A 19998-nucleotide genomic window follows, 5' to 3' on the forward strand; every position below is an offset into this window, starting at 1 on the left:
GTCAGTATTTTATGGTTGTGTTTTATGAAAAAATGGGTGGATATTTGAGACAAATCGACAAAGATATGATCAGATATTACAGACTTCATTTCTTTACTTTGAAACAATTAACCAGGTATAAATCCTACCATTTACTAAACCGACTGTCACCATTCTGTTATTGCTAACAGCTCCTGTGCATGATAAATTTATGAAAAACGTATATTTTCTTTTATTAAGCCTGATACTGACATGCTGTACCGGTATCAGCAGTTTAGCGCAAAATAAAAACATACTTCCCGATTGGGCACTTGGCGGTTTTGTGAGGCCTAAAGGTGTAAATCCTGTGATTTCTGCAGACTCAAACACTACATTTCGCGATCCCATGACCAATTCCAGCATTCATTGGCAGGCTAACGATACCTTTAACCCGGCAGCTGCAGTTAAAGATGGAAAAGTTGTGGTGCTTTACCGATCAGAAGACAAAAGCGGGATTAAGATTGGCAGCCGGACTTCAAGGCTGGGTTATGCCGTTAGTAAGGACGGCTTGAATTTTGCCCGTAAGGATGGACCTGTCCTTTACCCTGACCATGATGATCAAAAAGAGTTTGAATGGCCAGGGGGATGCGAAGACCCCAGAATCGCAGTAACTGAAGATGGCACTTACCTCATGTTATATACGCAATGGAACCGAAAGGTACCAAGATTGGGAGCCGCGACTTCAAAAGACCTCATCCATTGGACAAAGCATGGTCCGATATTTCAGGATGCTTATCAGGGGAAATTTTTAAACATTCCTACAAAATCAGCGTCCATTTTAACCCAGGTTAACCGGGACAGGCAAGTTATCCTCAAATGGAATGGACAATATTTCATGTACTGGGGTGAAAGGCATGTATATGGTGCAACTTCATCAAATCTGGTTGATTGGAAGCCCTTGGTAGATGCACAGGGATCATTGCTAAAACTGGCATCGCCGCGAAAAGGTTTTTTCGATAGCGATATGACTGAATGCGGGCCTCCGGCTGTAATGACCGAAAAAGGAATCGTTCTGCTTTACAATGGCAGAAACAATTCTGGAGACAAAGGTGACAAGCGGTATAATGGGGGTGCATATTGCGCGGGTCAAATGCTGTTTGACCATACAGATCCAACCAAATTATTGGCCCGTCTTGATGTCCCTTTCTTCAGACCTATGGAACCCTTTGAAAAAAGCGGACAATACCGCAATGGCACCGTATTTATTGAAGGTATGGCATGGTTTAAGAAAAAATGGTTTCTCTATTATGGCTGTGCCGATTCAAGGGTTGGGGTAGCCATATATGATCCGGCCAAACGAGCTGAGCCCGATCCAGTCAGTAACTGATCAGCATGCATTGATGAGTGGTCATCATCCCGCAGAACAAGGACCGAAAAAAATCACAAACCAATAAATAAACCAAATATGAAAAAAAACTCACTATTGATTCTTTTAATTATTTACGCATTTTTTAGCCAGGCGCAACCCAGTAGCAAACCTGAAGATGTCATACGCCGTGTAGCAAATTATGTGATCGATAACACATCATATCAGTTTAAAGATCTGAAAACAGGGCTTAAGTATCCTTCTACAAAAGGCCTGGAAAGTATGCCCGGTCTTAGGGCCGAAAGCCCTTACAATAAATGGTATTACCCTATGGGGGTATTGGCCATAAGCATGGTGCAGTTGGGCAACCTTACGGGCGAAGCAAAGTATGCTGAATATGCTGCGCGCAACTATGATTTTGTATTCAGCAATAGTGCCTATTTTGAAAAACTCTATAAGGAAAATGTGAGGACGGAATGGATGCCGCTTTTTGCGATGAATGAACTTGATGCCTGCGGGGCATTGGCAGCAGGTCTGGCAGATGTAAATATAACCGCAAAACGGGCTGATTATACAGCATACTTAAAACGTGCAACCGATTATATCAGTACCAAACAACTGAGATTGTCAGATAAAACCTTAGTGCGCCCTGGCCCAAGGAAAATGACTTTGTGGGCTGATGACCTGTACATGAGTGTTCCCCTGCTTGCGCGTATGGGGAAAATTACAGGTGATCATAAATATTTCGACGACGCCATTTTACAGGTTGATAATTTTAACAATTATCTTTATGATAATGCCAGTGGCCTTTATATACATTGCTATTATACCGATGTAAATAAACAAGGTGTAGCGCGCTGGGGGCGTTGCAACGGATGGCTCGCACTGGCGCAGACAGATTTGATTGCTGCATTGCCAGCTAACCATCCGAAACGTAAACATCTGATCGACCTCCTTTTGCGTCAGATTGTTGGCTTTGCACGTTACCAGGACGTATCCGGCCTCTGGAATCAGGTACTGGATAAAAAAGATTCCTATCTGGAAACTTCAGCCACCGCTATGTTTACCTATGCAGTGGCTAAGGCCGTAAATGAAGGATGGATCCCTAAATCTTACATCAGCATTGCCAAAGAAGGCTGGAAAGGCGTAGCCTCAAAAGTAGATCAGCAGGGAGGAATTTTTGACATCTGTATCGGTACTGGGATATCAGATGCAGTGAGCTTTTATTACAGAAGACCAGTTCCTTATAATGATGTACATGGCATTGGGCCGGTAATTATGGCTGGTGCCGAAATGGTGAAATACAATAAGTCTAATCCAGCTGTAAATTGAGATAATTCGACAAAAAGTTGAACAAATTATGTAAATCATAATCGGTTAATTTGATTTCAATAAACCAAATATAAACCGACTGCATTCGCTCTTCTGGCTATAATGCCCGCAGTACCTGCAGTATAAAAACTATCGTATGAAACAAATTTACGCTCTTACACCCTAACCCCCTTACCTCATATATTTTGTCGGGCCGTTTTTCTGACTACCCGGATTTACTGTGATGTATTGATCTTTTTGTCAATCAGGGCTTTCATAATAAAGTCTGTGATTTCCGGTCAAAACGATGTATCCGACCAATTAGTTCATAATCGATAATTATAAAAAGATGAAAATAAAAAACAATGTTATGCACTGGCAAATCCATTGGATGTTGCTCGGGTTGATTGTTCTTTGCTTTACGCACTGCAAACAGGATGAAGTAAAGCAAGAAACCGGGTTCGATCCCGCTAAACCGGTAGTTGTTACAGATTTCTACCCTAAAGAGGGAGGAGTAGGAAACAACCTGGTCATTTATGGGGAGAATTTTGGCAATGACCTTTCTAAAATAAAGGTAGTTATTGGAGGGAAAGTAGCCAAAGTTGTCGGGGTGAACAACAACAGTTTGTATTGTGTCATACCCGAAGAGGCCTATGATGGAGATATAAAAGTCAGTATTCTTGGTGATAATAAGGAAGAGCTTGCTCAGGCTGCATCAAAAGAGGCTTTTTCCTATACACGGAAATGGCTGGTCTCTACTTTTCTTGGTAAATATTATCAGGTGGGAACCGATTTTCAGGAAAAGGAAGGTCCCTTTAACGATTGCGGTGGATTTAAGGGTATGGAATGGTTTTCCTTTGATCCGAAAAATCATAATCATCTTTATGTTGCGGCAGGATCCAGCAGCAGCAGATTGATTGATTTTGAAAAACAGTATGTAAGTTACTTCAGAACCACACTTGACAATGTTGGTGTCTTAACCTGGAGAACTGATGGAAATCAGGATATGATAGTTTCACACAATCATGCCAGTGATACCAAATATGGCAATTACATATTTAGTCGTGAATCAAATTTTACCCAGAAGCAAGCGATCGAAGTTTACATGCGAGGCGTAAGAGGTACATTTGTTCACCCACAAACTGGAATGTTGTATTATTCCAGGTTTAGAGCAGGCGATATACGCAGTTATAATTTCACGACCAAAGAAGATAAACTGGTATTTACCAATCCCTACAGTGGTGTGGCTATTTATATGGTGCTCCATCCATCCGGTGACTATGCTTATTTAGTGGAATATGATAAGCATTTTATCATGCGTACCGATTATGACCGTGTAAACAAAACGTTTAAAATCCCTTATACCATCTGTGGAGCAGCTGGTACTTCGGGCTATGCAGATGGAATAGGAACCAACGCTCGTTTGAATAGTCCAGTACAAGGCGTATTTGTGAAAAATCCGGATTATGAAATATCGGGGGGAGATCAGTACGATTTTTATTTCTGCGACAGGAATAATCATGCCATACGTATTTTGACACCGAAAGGACGGGTTAGCACCTATGCCGGGCGTGGAAACAATGGGACTAGCGGATATGTCAACGGTGATCTGCGTACTGAGGCACGTTTCAATAGTCCGCAGGCAATCGCGTATGATGAGGTTAAAAAGTGTTTCTACATCGGTGAAGCTGGGAACTGGCTCATTCGTAAAATATCAAAAGAAGAATAACTAAAGAAAATACAAGTATATATGAAATTTATTTTACTAACATGCCTGGTGTGGATTGGAATTTCATTTGAAGTTCGGGCACAGCAAGAGGTCATTGTCAAAGGGATTGTTACCGACGCAAAAAAAATACCTATGGTAGGTGTCAGTATATCCGTTGCGGACATGCCGGGATTGGGCGCGATAACCGATTCAGAGGGAAGATATAGCATCAAGGTACTTCCGTATAAAACCTTGGTCTTTACTTACATCAGTTTTGAAAAACAAGAAGTATTGGTGAAAGAGCAACGTGTAGTCAATGTTACCTTGAAAGAATCAGATGCCGGTGCGCTCGACGAGATCGTGATTACTTCTACTGGTGCTCAGAAAAAAATAGCAGTTACTGGCGCAATTACTACGGTAAATGTAGATCAGTTGAAATCCAATCCTTCTACATCTATGGCAAATGCTTTGGCTGGCGTTGTCCCTGGTATCCAGGCAATGCAAACATCGGGCAGACCGGGTAGTGTATCTGAATTTTGGGTACGTAGCATATCTACTTTTGGGGCCAATAATTCAGCCTTGATATTGATAGACGGCTTTGAACGTGACATGGATGAAGTCAATGTAGAAGATGTTGAATCCTTTTCCATATTAAAAGATGCCTCTGCGACCGCTATTTATGGTAGTCGGGGTGCCAATGGAGTGGTATTGATTACCACAAAACGTGGAAAGGAAGGGAAAGTTAACATCAATGCCAAGATAGAGGCGTTTTCCAACTCTTCAACCAGGCTTCCTGATTTCGCAGATGGATACACCTATGCAACTATGGCTAACGAAGCCAAGACCACCAGAAATCAGCAAGCGCTTTATTCTGCCTCTGAATTAGAAATACTTCGTTTAGGCCTGGATCCTGATCTGTTCCCCAATGTTGATTGGATGGATGTTTTGCTGCGTGATAATGCTTTAAGTCAACGTAGTGTATTAAATATAAGTGGTGGTGGAAAGACCGCACGCTATTATGTTTCCGGAAGTTATCAAAATCAGGATGGTATGTATAAAGTCGATGAAGCCCTGAGTGATTACAATACCAATACCAGCTTCCGTAGGTATACCTATCGTTTAAGTGTAGATATGGACATCACAAAATCTACCTTATTAAGGGTTGGGGTTTCCGGTTCCTTACGTAAACAGAATGACCCAGGTGCAGGAACGGATGCGATTTGGACCTCCTTGATGGGCTACAATCCGATCATGATGCCTATGCAATATTCAGACGGAAAAATACCCTCATGGACAGGTAAAGATGACAATCTCAATCCCTGGGTCCAGGGTACAATGACCGGATATAATGAAAGCTGGAAGAATAACATCCAGACGACATTAAACCTGGAGCAAAAACTGGATTTCATTACCAATGGCCTTCGGTTTATAGGTCGATACGGATATGACACCTACAATGACAATTATATAAAGCGAAGTAAAAAACCCGAAGTGTGGAAGGCAAATCGATATCGGGAAACAAATGGTGAACTTTTATTTTCGCGCCAGGGGCTGGAGCAAATAATGAGTCAATCTGCCGGCTCAAACGGAGAGCGGAGGGATTTCTTTGAATGGGACCTTTATTATGACAAACAGATAGGAAATCATCAATTCGGAGCAGTGGCAAAATACAACCAATCTTCTAAAGTATTTACTCAAAATATAGGCGTCGATCTTAAAAATGGAATTGCCCGCCGTAACCAGGGCTTGGCAGGACGGGTAAATTACAATTGGAACTACCGATATTTTGTGGATTTTAATTTTGGATATACCGGCTCAGAGAATTTTCACAGAGATTATCGTTTTGGATTTTTTCCCGCCATATCAGGTGCCTGGAATATTGGGGAGGAATCTTTGATAAAAAATTTAGGATGGGTAAATATGTTTAAAATCCGATATTCTTACGGTAAAACGGGGAACGATAATTTAGGTAAAGATGCTTCAAACAACGACATCAGATTCCCTTACTTGTATGATCTTGAGCAGTTGTATCAAAGAAACGATGCCGGGGTTGTCCAGAACTACCCTGACGGAACTCCGATAGGAGCGGGAGGTTATCAATTTGCAGATTTCGAATCTGATGCTCGTGTTTGGGGAGGCCTTCGTTATTCTTCCTTATCTTCTCCTACTGTTTCCTGGGAGATTGCCACCAAGCAAGATTTGGGAATTGATTATTCCTTTTTCGGCGACAAGTTCTCAGGAGCGGTAGACTATTTTGACGAACGTCGTGAAGGCATTTATATGCGACGTGATTATTTGCCTGGATTTTTAGGGGTAGAGAGTAATCCATCTGCCAATGTAGGTGAAGTACAGTCGCGCGGGTTTGATGGTAATTTTGTTCTCAAACAAAAAGTATTAGGAGTGGATTTCACCTTACGTGGCAACATGACCTATAGTAAAAATAAGATCCTGGAAAGAGATGAAGAAAACACAATTTACGGATACCGGCTGCAAGAGGGCTATCGCGTAAACCAGGCCAGGGGGCTGGTTTCTCTAGGGCTATTCAAAGACTATGACGACATTAGGAACAGCCCAAAGCAGGAATTTGGCGAAGTGATGCCAGGGGACATCAAGTATAAAGATATCAACGGCGATGGCAGCGTAGATGACTACGATATTGTTGCAATTGGAGCCACAACAAAGCCGAATCTGACTTATGGATTTGGCCTCGCCGCCAGCTGGAAAAACTTAGACATCAATGTGCATTTTCAAGGGGTAGGAAAATCCAGTTACTTCATAGACGGCAGTTCTGTTTATATGTTCCAGGGTGGTGACGGATGGGGAAATGTATTGAATGAGCTGGCCAACAGCAACCGTTGGGTATTGGGAACAAATGAAGATCCAAATGCGGATTACCCACGATTGACTTACGGGGCGAATTCGAATAATTATCGAAAATCTACTTTCTGGATTAAAGACGGTTCGTATATGCGTTTGAAAACGCTGGATATCGGTTATACCTTCCCTAAGTCTTTGGTCAACAGAGCTCGATTGAGCAATGCACGAGTTTTCTTTGTGGGTACAAACCTGTTAACCTTTTCAAAATTCAAACTTTGGGATCCGGAATTGGGAAACCCAAATGGAAAAGTTTATCCACTAAGCAGAACCTTATCAGTGGGTTTGTCAGTTAATCTATAAGAAAAATAAAATGAAAAAAATACCTATAATTTTAGCCCTCATCGCATTTATTTTAACAATTGCAGGGTGTAAAAAATATCTGGACTCAGATTATTTGTTTGATGAACGACTGACAACCGAGGATGTCTTCAGCAATTCAGATTATGCAAACAAATGGTTAGCACGTGCTTACTATTTCCTTGGAACCAGCGAGTTACAGGATGTAGCCAGTAAAAAAATCATACCCTTTAATTTTGCCGATGATATGTTTTACGGTGATGAAAATGATGAATATAAAAGATGGAAAAACGGTCAGTACACTGAAAGTGGTTTAGGTGGCGAAAGCAAGGGAATATGGGTTAATGCCTATCAGGGAATTCGTCAGGCATCTATTTTCCTGAAAAACATCGACATCAATAAAACCTTTACAGCCAATGAAATTGCAGAAATGAAAGGTGAAGCCCGGTTTCTGAGAGCTTATTATTATTGGATCCTTTTACGTACCTATGGTCCGGTACCTATTGTGCCCGACGAAGGTATCGACTATACAAAGGAGTACGATGAAATTGCACAGGCAAGGAATACTTATCAGGAATGTGCAGATTATATTGCCAATGAACTTGTAGAAGCCGCAAAGGTACTTTCGCTTCAGCAAGGCATACAAGACGTTGCGCGGCCCACCCGAGGCGCTGCCCTGGGTCTTCGCGCCAGGGTATTACTATTTGCTGCAAGCCCCCTGGCCAATGGAAAAGCGCCGGCTGAAGTTGCTGCGGCGATGATTACTAAAGACGGCAAGCCTTTACTTTCCCCAACCTATGATGAAAGTAAATGGGCCAGGGCCGCTGCCGCAGCGAAGGATGTTATGGATTTGGGGCAATACCAATTGTATGTTGCTTATAAAAAAGCAACAGGAGATCTTGCTTATCCGGCAACTGTGACGCCACCAACGGATAACAATTTCTCTAATAACAACTGGCCTGCAGGCTGGAAGGACATTGATCCTTACGAATCTTACCGGGCTTTATTTAACGGAACCGTCCCTGCCTATCAAAATCCTGAACTGATTTTTACCCGTGGGCAAAACCAGGGTGGTGAGGGGATCAATGTACTGGTAGTTCATCAGTTGCCACGTCTGGAAGGAAAAGGTTATAATTCACACGGTATGACCCAAAAACAGATTGATGCTTACTACATGAATGACGGAACTGATATACCTGGCATGAACAATATGTACGCGGGCAGACCGAATTACGAAGGCCGTTACAATACGCAGCCGCGGGCCACTGGTTTTGTAAAGCAGGATGAATTGGCTAATTACCCTGAATTAGGTGCATTGGGGGTGGGTGTAAATAAACAGTACGCAAAACGTGAACCTCGTTTTTACGCTTCCGTTTCTTATAATGGCTCTACCTGGAATCTCCTCAATGCAGAAACCGTAAAAGACGAAAAACCTAATCAACAGGTCTTTTATTATCGTGGGGACCCCAATGGTTATAAAAATACCAGTTACTGGACACGTACGGGAATTGGTATCAAAAAGTATGTACACCCGGATGATATGGGTAATACGCTGCTCAATGGCTATGATGCAGGTCGAATGACAAAAAAAGTGGATCCCGCCATCCGCTATGCAGACATTTTACTGATCTACGCTGAAGCCTTAAATGAATTGAATGGATCCTATAATATTTCTTCCTGGGATGGCAGTAAAACACATGCGATATCACGTAGTGTTGGGGAGATGAAACATGGAATCCAGCCGGTTCGTATCCGTGCGGGATTAGCTGACTACACCAACGAAGTATATGCTGATGCAAATAAATTCCGTATAAAACTGAAAAGAGAGCGCCAGATCGAGCTATTTGCCGAAGGACAACGTTATTTTGATTTGCGTCGCTGGACGGATGCCCCGGCGGAAGAATCGGCTCCCGTCTATGGAAATAATTCTTATGCAACTAAATTGCAGGCAGACCTTTTCCATCTTGTTGTGGAGACGCCATCGCTGCCTTCAATATTTACACTTAAAATGTGGTTTTGGCCCATTCATTTTGATGAGCTTAAACGTAATAAATACCTGACCCAAAACCCAGGTTGGACAAATCCCGAATAATTTACCATAATCTGCAAAAAATGAAGAAGAATATATATAGGCTGTTTTTAGTGATCATAACAGCGATATGCTGTGTTTCATGTAAGAATGAATGGGAAGACGAGCAGTTTACCCAAATGGCTTCATTTAAAGCCATACCAGGTGCTCAGGGAGTGACCTGGAGCTACTTACGCTATAATGCTGATGGGGCAGTTAGATATAATCTGCCCATTGTAATCAGTGGTTCAACGCAAAATACTAAGGCTCGAACCATACATCTTGGTTTGGATCCTGATACGTTGGCAAGATTAAATCAGGAGCAATATGGACATAGGCAGGAACTGTATTTCAGGCAGTTAGATACTAAATATTATAACTTGCCCAAGACGATCACTGTCCCTGAAGGAGTGAGCACAATTTCGTTACCGATCGATTTCACACTAGGTGACCTGGACCAATCTGATAAATGGGTATTGCCCATACAGATATTAGATGATCCATCTTACGATTATAAAGCGAACCCTAACAAAAGTTACAGGAGAGCGATGTTGCGTATTACTCCATTTAATGATTACTCTGGTGAATACGGAGGTACCTTGTATAAGATTTTCCTGGATGGGGAATCGGATGCTTTAACATTGAATACACACAGAACCTATGTGGTAGATAACAAAACTATTTTTCTCTATGCCGGAACGCGTGATATCGACTACCTGGATCGCAAAAATTATAAGGTACTGATCAAGTTTACTGATAACGTAATCGACGTTCAAAAGAAAAAACTGGAAGTATGGAGTGACAATGCGGTGAACAACAAATTTAAGTTGGGCTCATCACAATCGTATTACACGATAGATGAGGAAATGGATGCCAAACTTCCATATATGAAACATATCTATATTACACTTTATTTGTCTTATGAGTTTGAAGATTATACAACTGTTCCTGGCCAGCGGTTGAAATATAAAGTAGAAGGTACATTGTCCATGCAACGCGACCTGAATACGCTTATACCAGACCAGGACCAGCAAATTCAATGGTAAAATGAGGTTTTTAAAAAGAATCATGCTATGCCTGCTGATAATTTTGCTATATGACGATGTAGCGATAGCACAGGAAGGTATAGTAAACACTAAAATGCTGGCTGCGAAACAGACTTTCGAAGCATGGTACAAAGCATATGATGTCGAAAACGGAAAAGGTTTCTGGGACCAGGCCGAGATGATAGAAGGGGTACTGGATGCTTACGAAGTAACAAAGGATCCGATGTACATCGCCCGGTTTAACAAACTTTACCGGAATTTCATTGCCAGTAATAAAGAAGACTGGATGTACAATGACTTCAATGATGACATCACCTGGGCAGTGCTGTTTTGTGTGCGGGGTTACAACTTTACAGGCAATAAAGCTTACCTGCTGAAAACAAAGGATCAATTCGACAAAATGTATGCCCGGGCATATACCAAAAGTTATGGTGGTGGTCTGATATGGAAAGAGAAAAAAACGTCAAAAAATGCTTGTATCAACGGACCTGCTATGGTTGCTTGTTGTTATTTAGCTGAAGCTACGGGTGATGAAGGCTATTATAATAAGGCTGTTGATCTGTATAAATGGTCTAAAATATATCTTTTTGATCCGAAAACCGGAAAGGTGAACGATGGCATTGATATGGATGACAATACCCAAAAGATAACCACCTTTGAATGGAGCTCCACCTACAATCAGGGGACTTTTATGGGCGCGGCAATCCTGCTCTATAAACACACAAAAAATCTGACTTATTTGAATGATGCAAAAAAAATGGCGGGTTATATTAAAGATACGATGTACAAGGGGCAGGTGATGAACAATGAAGTTGGGGGCGACGATCTGCCTGGTTTCAAAGGGATTTTTGTGCGATATGCCAGGAGCTATATGCTGGAGACCAAAGAACAGACATTTACAGACTGGATGTTGCTGAATGCCAGAACAGCCTATGAAAATCGCAATTCCCTTGGGCTTATCCATACCAAATGGGCGACAAAAACACCTGAAGGCAAACCTGAATCTGCTTTTGGAGGTTCAACTGCGGTTTCATTGCTGATGAATACTTTACCATTTAACTAGACAGATCATAAAATACTTAACACAAAACAAATGAAACGAATCTTTTTTTCTTTAGGCCTGTTTGCAGCAGCGCTTGGTGTCTTCGCCCAGCAGCGTAAAGCACCGGCCTATCCACTGATTACACACGATCCTTATTTTAGCATCTGGTCTTTTTCTGATGAGCTCAATGCGGGGCCAACAAAACACTGGACAGGCACGAACCACGCACTATCCGGATTGATTAAAGTTGACCAGCAGGTATACAGTTTTTTAGGTAAACCTGAAAAGAGTTTTGAAATGCTTTTGCCCACAGCTGAAGACAAAAGCTATACAGCAAAATATCTGGAAACAGCGCCGGCTGCCGGTTGGGAAAAAACGGATTATAATGATACTGACTGGAAAACCGGAAACGCAGCATTTGGTGACGGCGACGCCAAAACCAAGTGGAAAAGTGAGAACCTATGGATGCGCCGCGAGTTTAACCTGGACAATATCGATGTTAAAGGGTTGAATTTAAGGATCAATCATGACGATAACATCGAGCTGTTTTTAAACGGGGTTAAAGTTTATACCTGTAATTGCTGGACCGGTAAATATGTGTATATCCCTGTTGATAAAAAGATAAAGGACGTATTGAAAAAAGGCAAAAATGTTATCGCCGCACATGTTAAAAATACTGCCGGTGGCCAATGGTTAGATGTGGGTTTGGCTGTTGAAAAGCCTGCAGCCGAATTAAAATCGGTACTTATGGCTAAACAAAACAGCGTAACCGTAAATGCTACACAAACCATTTATCAGTTCAGTGCGGGCAAAGTGGATCTTGAGCTTACTTTCACATCGCCTTTGCTGATGGACAATCTTGACCTGTTGGCCAGGCCGGTTTCTTATGTGTCGTTCCAGCTTAAATCCAATGACGGGCAAAAGCACAATGCGCAGGTTTATTTTGGCGCATCAACTGATATTGCGAGCAATCATATTGCTCAGGAAGTAGAGGCATCAGGTTACAGAAACGGCGCGCTCTCGGTGCTTAAAGCTGGTACGACAGCACAGCCGGTATTGAAAAAAAGAGGTGATGATATCCGTATCGATTGGGGCTATATGTATGTTGCAGTTGCGCAAAATAGCGGAAAACAATATATCGCTTCATCAGCAGATGCCATTTCATCTTTTATCAGCGGAAAAGCAGCTGCTGTTCCGGCGAAAGGCAAAAGCTTAACATTGGCTACGGTGCTGCCTTTTAGTGTAGGGAATACCACTACGGAAAAAACTATATTGATTGGCTATGATGATATCGAATCTGTCCAGTATTTCGGCAAAAACTTAAAGCCATGGTGGAACCGGAAAAATAACCAGACCATGGCTAAGCAACTTACACTCGCCAGCAATGAACATGCTGCGGTTTTACAAAAATGCGTTGCATTTAACAAACAATATCATGCTGCAAATTTAAAGGCTGGAGGTGCCGCTTATGCTGATCTTTCAGACATCTCCTATCGGCAGGCCATCTCTGCACACAAATTGGTAGAAAGCCCGCAGGGCGAGCTCTTATTTCTTTCTAAAGAGAATTTTAGTAATGGATCTATCAATACTGTAGACATCACTTACCCCTCAGCGCCATTGTTTTTGGTATACAATCCTGATTTGTTGAAAGGAATGTTAAACGGGATTTTCTATTACAGTGAAAGCGGTAAATGGAAAAAACCTTTTCCTGCACACGATTTGGGTACTTACCCTTTGGCTAACGGACAAACCTATGGCGAGGATATGCCTGTAGAGGAAGCTGGTAACATGCTCATCCTTACAGCAGCCATTGCCAGGGTTGAAGGCAATGCAGCCTATGCTAAAAAACACTGGAAAACACTCGCTGTCTGGGCTGATTACCTGAATAAAAATGGTTTTGATCCGGCAAACCAATTGTGCACTGATGATTTTGCCGGTCATCTGGCCCGGAATACAAATTTATCGATAAAGGCGATTGTAGCCTTGGGAGGTTACGGAAAGCTTGCAGCACAATTGGGAGAAAGAGAAGCAGCAGCAAAGTATACACCTATGGCTAAAGAAATGGCAAAAAAATGGATGGAAATGGCAGATGCCGGAGATCACTATGCTTTAACATTCGATTTGAAAAATACCTGGAGCCAGAAGTATAACCTGGTATGGGATAAGGTATTGAAGCTCGATATCTTTCCCGAAGCGGTTTATAAAAAGGAGATTGACTTTTACCTGAAAAAGCAAAATACCTTTGGTTTACCATTAGATAGCCGTAAAACTTATACCAAATCTGATTGGATTGTATGGACTGCAACCTTGACCGATAACCGGTCTGATTTTGAGCGCTTCATAAAACCGATCCATAAATTTGTTCTGGAATCGACAAGCAGGGTGCCGTTAAGTGACTGGTATGAAACTACAGATGGTAAACAGGTCGGTTTCCAGGCACGTAGTGTGGTAGGTGGTTATGCCATCAAATTATTGGATCATCGATTGAATAAAAGATAGCGCTTTAATAGGAAAATGGTAAATTTTATTTATCATTGACATTGATGTCTGGTAAATTTTATAAGCAAACTGGCAATAAAATGGAGGACAAAAACCTTTTGGACGAAACTGTACTACTGGCAAAGATCGCCCGTGGAGACGAACGTGCGTTCAGGGAAGTTTTTGACCACTATCAGCGATATGTGTTTACTTTCGCACAAAAGATCACCCGTTCTAACGCTGATGCGGAAGAGATTGTACAGGATATCTTTTTAAAAGTCTGGTTTGGTCGTAGTCAGTTGCTGGGCATTGAGCGTTTTGGTGCTTATCTGAACAGGCTGGTGCGTAACCATGCCTTTAATCTGTTACGTCATGAGGCTATAGTCAGTAAGGCTAAAACTGAAATGGGGCTAAACAGCAGTGACAATGATCTGGGCACACAACAGGCGTTAGACTATAAGGAAACAAAAGAGCTGCTGGATGAAGTGGTGAGCAGGTTGCCTGAACAGCAACGCAGGGTATATAACTTATGCCATTTTGAGGGGTTAAAATATGATGAGGCGGCGGCACAGCTGAATATTTCTCCTGATACCGTACATTACCATATGAAACTGGCACTGGCAACGATCCGTGAGCATTTTAAGCGGCATGCACTGCTCTATCCGGCACTGGTTGTGATTTTTTTTAAATAAATTTCAAAAATGACTACCCCCAGGCCATCCTGAAGTGTCAATGTTGGTAAGTAAGGTTAAAATAGCCTTAAACTAAACTAACCAAATAGCACATGACCAGCGAGCGCAACCGTCTCACCGAACTTTATAATAGATATTTATCTAAAGACATCACGGAGGAACAGCGGCTGGAATTCTTGACTTATGTGCGGAATCCTGATCATACTGAATTTATTGAAGAACTGATTTCCGGCAGCTATGAACACCCTGAAATAGTTAACAGTTTAAGTACTGAGGCCGGGGAAAGGATTTTTCATGCCATAGTAAGGGGGCATAAAGCTAAAAAGCCAAAGCTGGTTCGCTTATGGCTGCGTATTGCGGTAGCAGTTGCCCTGGTTACGTTCATTTTTGGTGCCTTGCTTTATTACCCTGGAATTAACCAGGAGCACACCAACCAGCTTGTTTACAAAAATGATGTTGCTCCCGGAGCATCCGGCGCTACCTTAACACTTTCTAACGGGAAGAAAATAAGGCTCAGCGATATGAAAAATGGTGAAGTAGCTAAAGAAGCAGGGGTGATGATCACCAAATCTGAAAACGGGGAAGTTGTTTATGAAATGAAGGATGGTTCAGGAGAAGCAGGTAAACTCAATACATTATCTACGGCAAACGGGGAAACCTATAAGCTGCGTTTGCCAGACGGCTCCTACGTTTGGCTCAACTCGGCTTCGAGTTTAACCTACTCGTCAAGGCTTGTTGAAAATGGAAAACGTATGGTAAAACTTCAGGGTGAAGGTTATTTCGAAATTACCAAAGACAAGTCCCATCCATTTGTAGTGACAACGGACAAGCAAAATGTGGAAGTTTTAGGAACGCATTTTAATATCAACAGTTATCCTAATGAAGCTACAGTGGCCACTACACTGATAGAAGGCGCTGTCAGTGTGATTTTAGGCAATTTAAGACAGGTGATCAAACCAGGTGAACAGGCCGTAAATAACGGCAATAGCATCTTGGTAAATGAGGTGAATGTGGTGAATGTGATTGATTGGAAAGACGGTGATTTCAATCTGGATGAACTTGATTTCAGGGTGGCGATGCGCAAGATAGCCCGCTGGTATAATGTAGATGTTGTTTACGAGGCTTCGGTACCTCAGCATATTAAATCCGGTGGCTGGATTTCCAGGAACAGGACTTTATCAGCAGTGTTGAAGCACATCGAATCATCTGATCAGGTACGTTTTAAAGTTGAAGGAAGAAAAGTATATGTGTCCAAATAGAATGAAAAAGATTGATAATTGATTAAAATTAAAAGGAGATGAAAAAATACCTGCAGAGCGAACATTAATAAAATAAGCAAACCAGAAGTGTAGCACTCCTGGTTTGCGTTTGGAACAATTATTAAAACTAAAAAGTGTTAACGCAGCAAGCCAACAGTTTTCGACCGCCGAAGGCAGACTGCTTTAGAACCAAAACTAACCAAATGTATCAAATTTATACTAAACCTAGTATAACGAGCGCGTTATACCCTAAAATATGGCTGATTATGCGATTAACCACCGTCATATTAATAGTATCCCTAATGCAGGTCAGTGCAGCTACTTTGGGCCAGCGGATTACCATTGAGCAAAACCGAATCACATTAAAATCTGTTTTCAAAGAGATCAGAAAACAGAGTGGTTATGATTTTTATTATGAGGGTGGGATTATTTCCAATAAAGAGCTGAAAAATGTAAAGCTGAACAATGCGACAGTTGATGAGGCATTAAAGGCAGTACTTAAAGATTTGCCCTTTACTTACGTGATTGTTGATAAAGATATCACCATCAAAAAAAAGAATGCTTCTTTTCTGGACAATCTGATTATCAGGTTTCGTGCCATAGATGTCAGAGGTAAGGTACTCAATGAGAAGGACCAGCCCATGGCTGGCGCCACTGTAGGCATAAAGGGAAAAGGCAGGTCGGTAATGACAGATCAGAATGGTGCTTTTTATCTGGAAAATGTTGACGAGCGTGATAAACTGGTGATCAGCTATATCGGCTATGAGAAGATAGAAGTTGATGTGGCTGCGGATATGGGAAATATCAGATTGACACCAGCTACCAGTGACCTAAACGAGTTGGTGGTAATCGGCTATGGCACCGCCAGGAAGAAAGACCTTACCGGTGCAATTACACAGATTAAGCCCGATAAAATTGCCGATGAAAATCCACGGACGGTTCAGGACATTCTAAGGGGTACACCAGGCTTAACAATCGGGCTGGACGCATCAGCAAAAAATGGTGGTTCCATTAACATACGCGGGCAGCGTTCTGTTTACACAGCGGGTAATCATAACTCTCCGCTGCTCATTCTGGACGGAATGATCTTCTACGGAGAGCTGTCAGAAATCAATCCCGACGATATTGAACAGCTGGATGTATTGAAAGACGCTTCGGCTGCAGCCATTTATGGTGCACAGTCTGCCAACGGGGTCATTATCATTAGCACCAAAAAGGGAAAACCGGGTAAACCAACGATCAATTTTACTTCGAACTTCGGAATTTCGACTATGGGGGCCAACCGGCCTGTGTGGGGACCGGAAGGGTATATAAAATACAGGGAAGATTGGTATACGGCGGCTTCTTACGATGTGAACCCTGCCACCGGTAATTATGAGCCTTATATGTCGAGCAGTATTGATGCCAGCGATTCCAAAGGTAAACCTGGTTTTTATGAAAAACCCGGTCAGGATATGCTGGCCAAATATGGCATAACCGAGGCCGCCTGGAGGGCTTATTCCGTGAATGACGCGAATGCCTCTAACGAGCAGATTTATGCCAGGCGTATTGGGCTTGGCCATAACGTGCTGACCAATTACCTTGCCGGAAAAACTTTTGACTGGTATGACCATAGTTTCAGAAACGGAGTAAACCAGGATTATAACCTCAGCGCTTCCGGCGCCAGTGATAAGATCAATTATTATATGTCGGCCGGCTACCTCTCTAACCAGGGAGTTATTGTAGGCGATAATTATAAAGCGGTACGGTCTAATCTTAAAATTGATGGAAAGATAACAGACTGGCTAAACATTGGTGCAAATATTAATTTCCAGGACCGGTCAGACGGAAATATAGCTACAGACTGGGGTAGTGCTATTACTTTCAACAGCCCTTTTGCCTCCTATAGGGATCAAAACGGAAATCTGGAAATCTATCCCCAGGGATCAACATTAACGGGGCTTGTAAGAGGATACAATTATGACTACAACAGGCAGTTTCAGGATTTGGAAAGCGGGTATACCGTATTGAATTCTATTTTTACGGCCAAAGTAAAATTGCCTTTTAACATTTCCTATTCCTTTAACGGTTCGCCCCGGTACCAATGGTTCTTTAAGCGCTATTTCACATCATCCTTACATCCTGATTGGAGACCAGGTTCAAAAAAGGCAGGGGTAAACCGCGAGAACAGTAAACGCTTTGACTGGTCACTCAACAATACCATCAATTGGGAGCAAACCTTCGCCAAAAAACACCGGGTAAATGTAACCCTGGTACAGGAGGCAGAAGAACGTCAGTCTTGGTGGGACAATATCCAGGCTTGGGACATATCGCCAACCGATGTTTTAGGTTTTCATGAAACCAAGGGCGGTGACAAGTTGTTGAGTGAGTTTGATACCAGCGACGGCCGGCAAACGGCAGATGGTATGCTGGCACGCCTGTTTTATTCGTATGACGACCGCTATATGCTTACCACTTCTGTGCGCCGCGACGGGTACTCGGCATTTGGTACCTCCAACCCACGCGCTACATTCCTGTCTGTCGCTTTAGGATGGACATTTACCAATGAAAAGTTCTTTAACTGGAAACCCTTAAGCAATGGTAAGCTGCGGTTGTCTTATGGGCAGAACGGTAACCGTTCGCTCGATGACGCCTACGTTGCATTGGCTAATCTGGCTAACGGAGTAGGCACCCAGGGTTATATTAATGCCAATGGCGATTATGTGCAATTTCAGTACCTGCGGATAGACCGCATGGCCAACAAGAATTTGCAATGGGAAAAAACTGCCTCTTTTAATGTTGGCTTAGACCTGGGCTTTCTGGAAAACCGTATTTCAACCACATTGGATTATTTCCAGATGTCTACTACTGATATGATCATGAACCAATCCCTTCCAGGTTTCTCAGGCTTTAGCAGCATTACTACCAATCTGGGCGAAGTACAGAACAGAGGGTTTGAAATGTCGGTAAACTCGCAGAATATTAAGGGAAAAAACTTTAGCTGGAGCACGACATTTGGATTTTCAAAATACAGCAATAAGATCAAACACTTGTATTATCAATATGTAGATGTCCTGGATGCCAACGGAAATGTGGTGTCGAGTAAAGAAGTAGATGATATTGGAAACCAATGGTTCATCGGCCAGCCCATCAGCTCCATCTGGAATTACAAGGTGACAGGGATCTGGCAGGTTAATGAAATTGATGAAGCTGCCAAGTATGGGCAGCGGCCCGGCGATCCTAAAGTGATCAACAACTATACAGCAGACGATGTGATTAATCCTGACGGCAGCATTAAGCCAGTTTATAACGATAATGATAGAGAATTCCTTGGGCAAACTCAGGCGCCCATCATGTGGTCTTTAAGGAACGACTTTACCTATAAGAACTTTAACTTTTCTTTTAACCTCTATTCCTACTGGGGGCATAAGAGCCTTAATGGGGCCTATCTGAACCAGGATAATGGCACTTCTACGATTAGCCAGGGCCTTGCCAATACCTACGAAAAACCATATTGGACGCTTGAGGCTCCCAGTGATTTCTGGGCTCGCCTGGAATCAAAAGGGCCTAATGGTCTGAATGCTCCCCAGCGGGTATTTGACCGTTCTTTTATCAGGCTGGATAATGTAAGTCTGGGCTATACATTGCCGCAAAAATTAACTTCACCTGCCCATATAGAAAAGTTAAAAGTTTTCGGTTCCGTACGCAATTTAGCTGTATGGAATAAAGATAAGAACTGGCGTTACTGGGATATTGAAACTGCCCAGATGGCACCTAGAATATTCACACTTGGGTTAAATCTAAGTCTTTAAACGAATTAAGGATGAAAACGAATAATTTATATATATCGACTCTTTTGGTAATAGGCATGGCGTCTGTTACATTAATTTCAGGTTGCAAGAAGGATTTTCTGAAGC

General features: G+C 42.3%; 11 protein-coding genes. All 11 read left to right on the forward strand.

What is annotated here, in order from left to right; genetic code table 11:
* Positions 1 to 190: 190 nt before the first annotated feature.
* The gene (locus tag R2Q85_RS13320) at positions 191 to 1345 is read left to right on the forward strand and encodes a glycoside hydrolase family 130 protein (protein WP_316812286.1); all 1155 of its coding nucleotides are present in this window, start codon (positions 191 to 193) and stop codon (positions 1343 to 1345) included.
* 78 nt (positions 1346 to 1423) lie between these two features.
* Positions 1424 to 2656, forward strand: coding sequence for a glycoside hydrolase family 105 protein (locus tag R2Q85_RS13325; RefSeq protein WP_316812287.1), 1233 nt, complete (start codon positions 1424 to 1426; stop codon positions 2654 to 2656).
* Between the two features lie 328 nt (positions 2657 to 2984).
* The gene (locus R2Q85_RS13330) at positions 2985 to 4364 is read left to right on the forward strand and encodes an IPT/TIG domain-containing protein (protein ID WP_316812288.1); all 1380 of its coding nucleotides are present in this window, start codon (positions 2985 to 2987) and stop codon (positions 4362 to 4364) included.
* A 21-nt stretch (positions 4365 to 4385) separates the two neighbouring features.
* On the forward strand, positions 4386 to 7520 hold the full coding sequence (locus R2Q85_RS13335; protein WP_316812289.1) for a TonB-dependent receptor: 3135 nt from the start codon (positions 4386 to 4388) through the stop codon (positions 7518 to 7520).
* 10 nt (positions 7521 to 7530) lie between these two features.
* Positions 7531 to 9609, forward strand: a complete 2079-nt coding sequence (locus R2Q85_RS13340; RefSeq protein ID WP_316812290.1) for a RagB/SusD family nutrient uptake outer membrane protein — start codon at positions 7531 to 7533, stop codon at positions 9607 to 9609.
* A 20-nt stretch (positions 9610 to 9629) separates the two neighbouring features.
* Positions 9630 to 10631: a DUF4973 domain-containing protein gene (locus tag R2Q85_RS13345; RefSeq protein ID WP_316812291.1), complete on the forward strand. Its 1002-nt coding sequence runs from the start codon at positions 9630 to 9632 to the stop codon at positions 10629 to 10631.
* Position 10632: 1 nt separating this feature from the next.
* Positions 10633 to 11694: a glycoside hydrolase family 76 protein gene (locus tag R2Q85_RS13350; protein ID WP_316812292.1), complete on the forward strand. Its 1062-nt coding sequence runs from the start codon at positions 10633 to 10635 to the stop codon at positions 11692 to 11694.
* A gap of 30 nt (positions 11695 to 11724) precedes the next feature.
* Positions 11725 to 14172, forward strand: coding sequence for a glutaminase domain-containing protein (locus R2Q85_RS13355; protein ID WP_316812293.1), 2448 nt, complete (start codon positions 11725 to 11727; stop codon positions 14170 to 14172).
* Positions 14173 to 14252: 80 nt separating this feature from the next.
* Positions 14253 to 14843 carry an RNA polymerase sigma-70 factor gene (locus R2Q85_RS13360; RefSeq protein WP_316812294.1) on the forward strand — a complete coding sequence of 197 codons (591 nt, stop codon included), beginning with the start codon at positions 14253 to 14255 and terminating at the stop codon, positions 14841 to 14843.
* 92 nt (positions 14844 to 14935) lie between these two features.
* Complete coding sequence (locus R2Q85_RS13365; RefSeq protein WP_316812295.1) at positions 14936 to 16102, forward strand: FecR family protein; 1167 nt, start codon at positions 14936 to 14938, stop codon at positions 16100 to 16102.
* A gap of 266 nt (positions 16103 to 16368) precedes the next feature.
* On the forward strand, positions 16369 to 19893 hold the full coding sequence (locus tag R2Q85_RS13370) for a SusC/RagA family TonB-linked outer membrane protein (RefSeq protein WP_316812296.1): 3525 nt from the start codon (positions 16369 to 16371) through the stop codon (positions 19891 to 19893).
* The last annotated feature ends 105 nt before the right edge of the window (positions 19894 to 19998 follow it).

Origin of the sequence: Pedobacter heparinus, assembly GCF_032678725.1 — a bacterium.
Classification (GTDB): Bacteria; Bacteroidota; Bacteroidia; order Sphingobacteriales; family Sphingobacteriaceae; genus Pedobacter; species Pedobacter heparinus_A.

Excerpts from the sequence above, each read along its gene's own strand:
- R2Q85_RS13335 (WP_316812289.1), top strand. The coding sequence starts at position 4,386 with ATGAAATTTATTTTACTAACATGCCTGGTGTGGATTGGAATTTCATTT.
- R2Q85_RS13320 (WP_316812286.1), top strand. The coding sequence starts at position 191 with ATGAAAAACGTATATTTTCTTTTATTAAGCCTGATACTGACATGCTGT.
- R2Q85_RS13360 (WP_316812294.1), top strand. The coding sequence starts at position 14,253 with ATGGAGGACAAAAACCTTTTGGACGAAACTGTACTACTGGCAAAGATC.
- R2Q85_RS13340 (WP_316812290.1), top strand. The coding sequence starts at position 7,531 with ATGAAAAAAATACCTATAATTTTAGCCCTCATCGCATTTATTTTAACA.
- R2Q85_RS13325 (WP_316812287.1), top strand. The coding sequence starts at position 1,424 with ATGAAAAAAAACTCACTATTGATTCTTTTAATTATTTACGCATTTTTT.
- R2Q85_RS13370 (WP_316812296.1), top strand. The coding sequence starts at position 16,369 with ATGCGATTAACCACCGTCATATTAATAGTATCCCTAATGCAGGTCAGT.
- R2Q85_RS13350 (WP_316812292.1), top strand. The coding sequence starts at position 10,633 with ATGAGGTTTTTAAAAAGAATCATGCTATGCCTGCTGATAATTTTGCTA.
- R2Q85_RS13330 (WP_316812288.1), top strand. The coding sequence starts at position 2,985 with ATGAAAATAAAAAACAATGTTATGCACTGGCAAATCCATTGGATGTTG.
- R2Q85_RS13345 (WP_316812291.1), top strand. The coding sequence starts at position 9,630 with ATGAAGAAGAATATATATAGGCTGTTTTTAGTGATCATAACAGCGATA.
- R2Q85_RS13365 (WP_316812295.1), top strand. The coding sequence starts at position 14,936 with ATGACCAGCGAGCGCAACCGTCTCACCGAACTTTATAATAGATATTTA.
- R2Q85_RS13355 (WP_316812293.1), top strand. The coding sequence starts at position 11,725 with ATGAAACGAATCTTTTTTTCTTTAGGCCTGTTTGCAGCAGCGCTTGGT.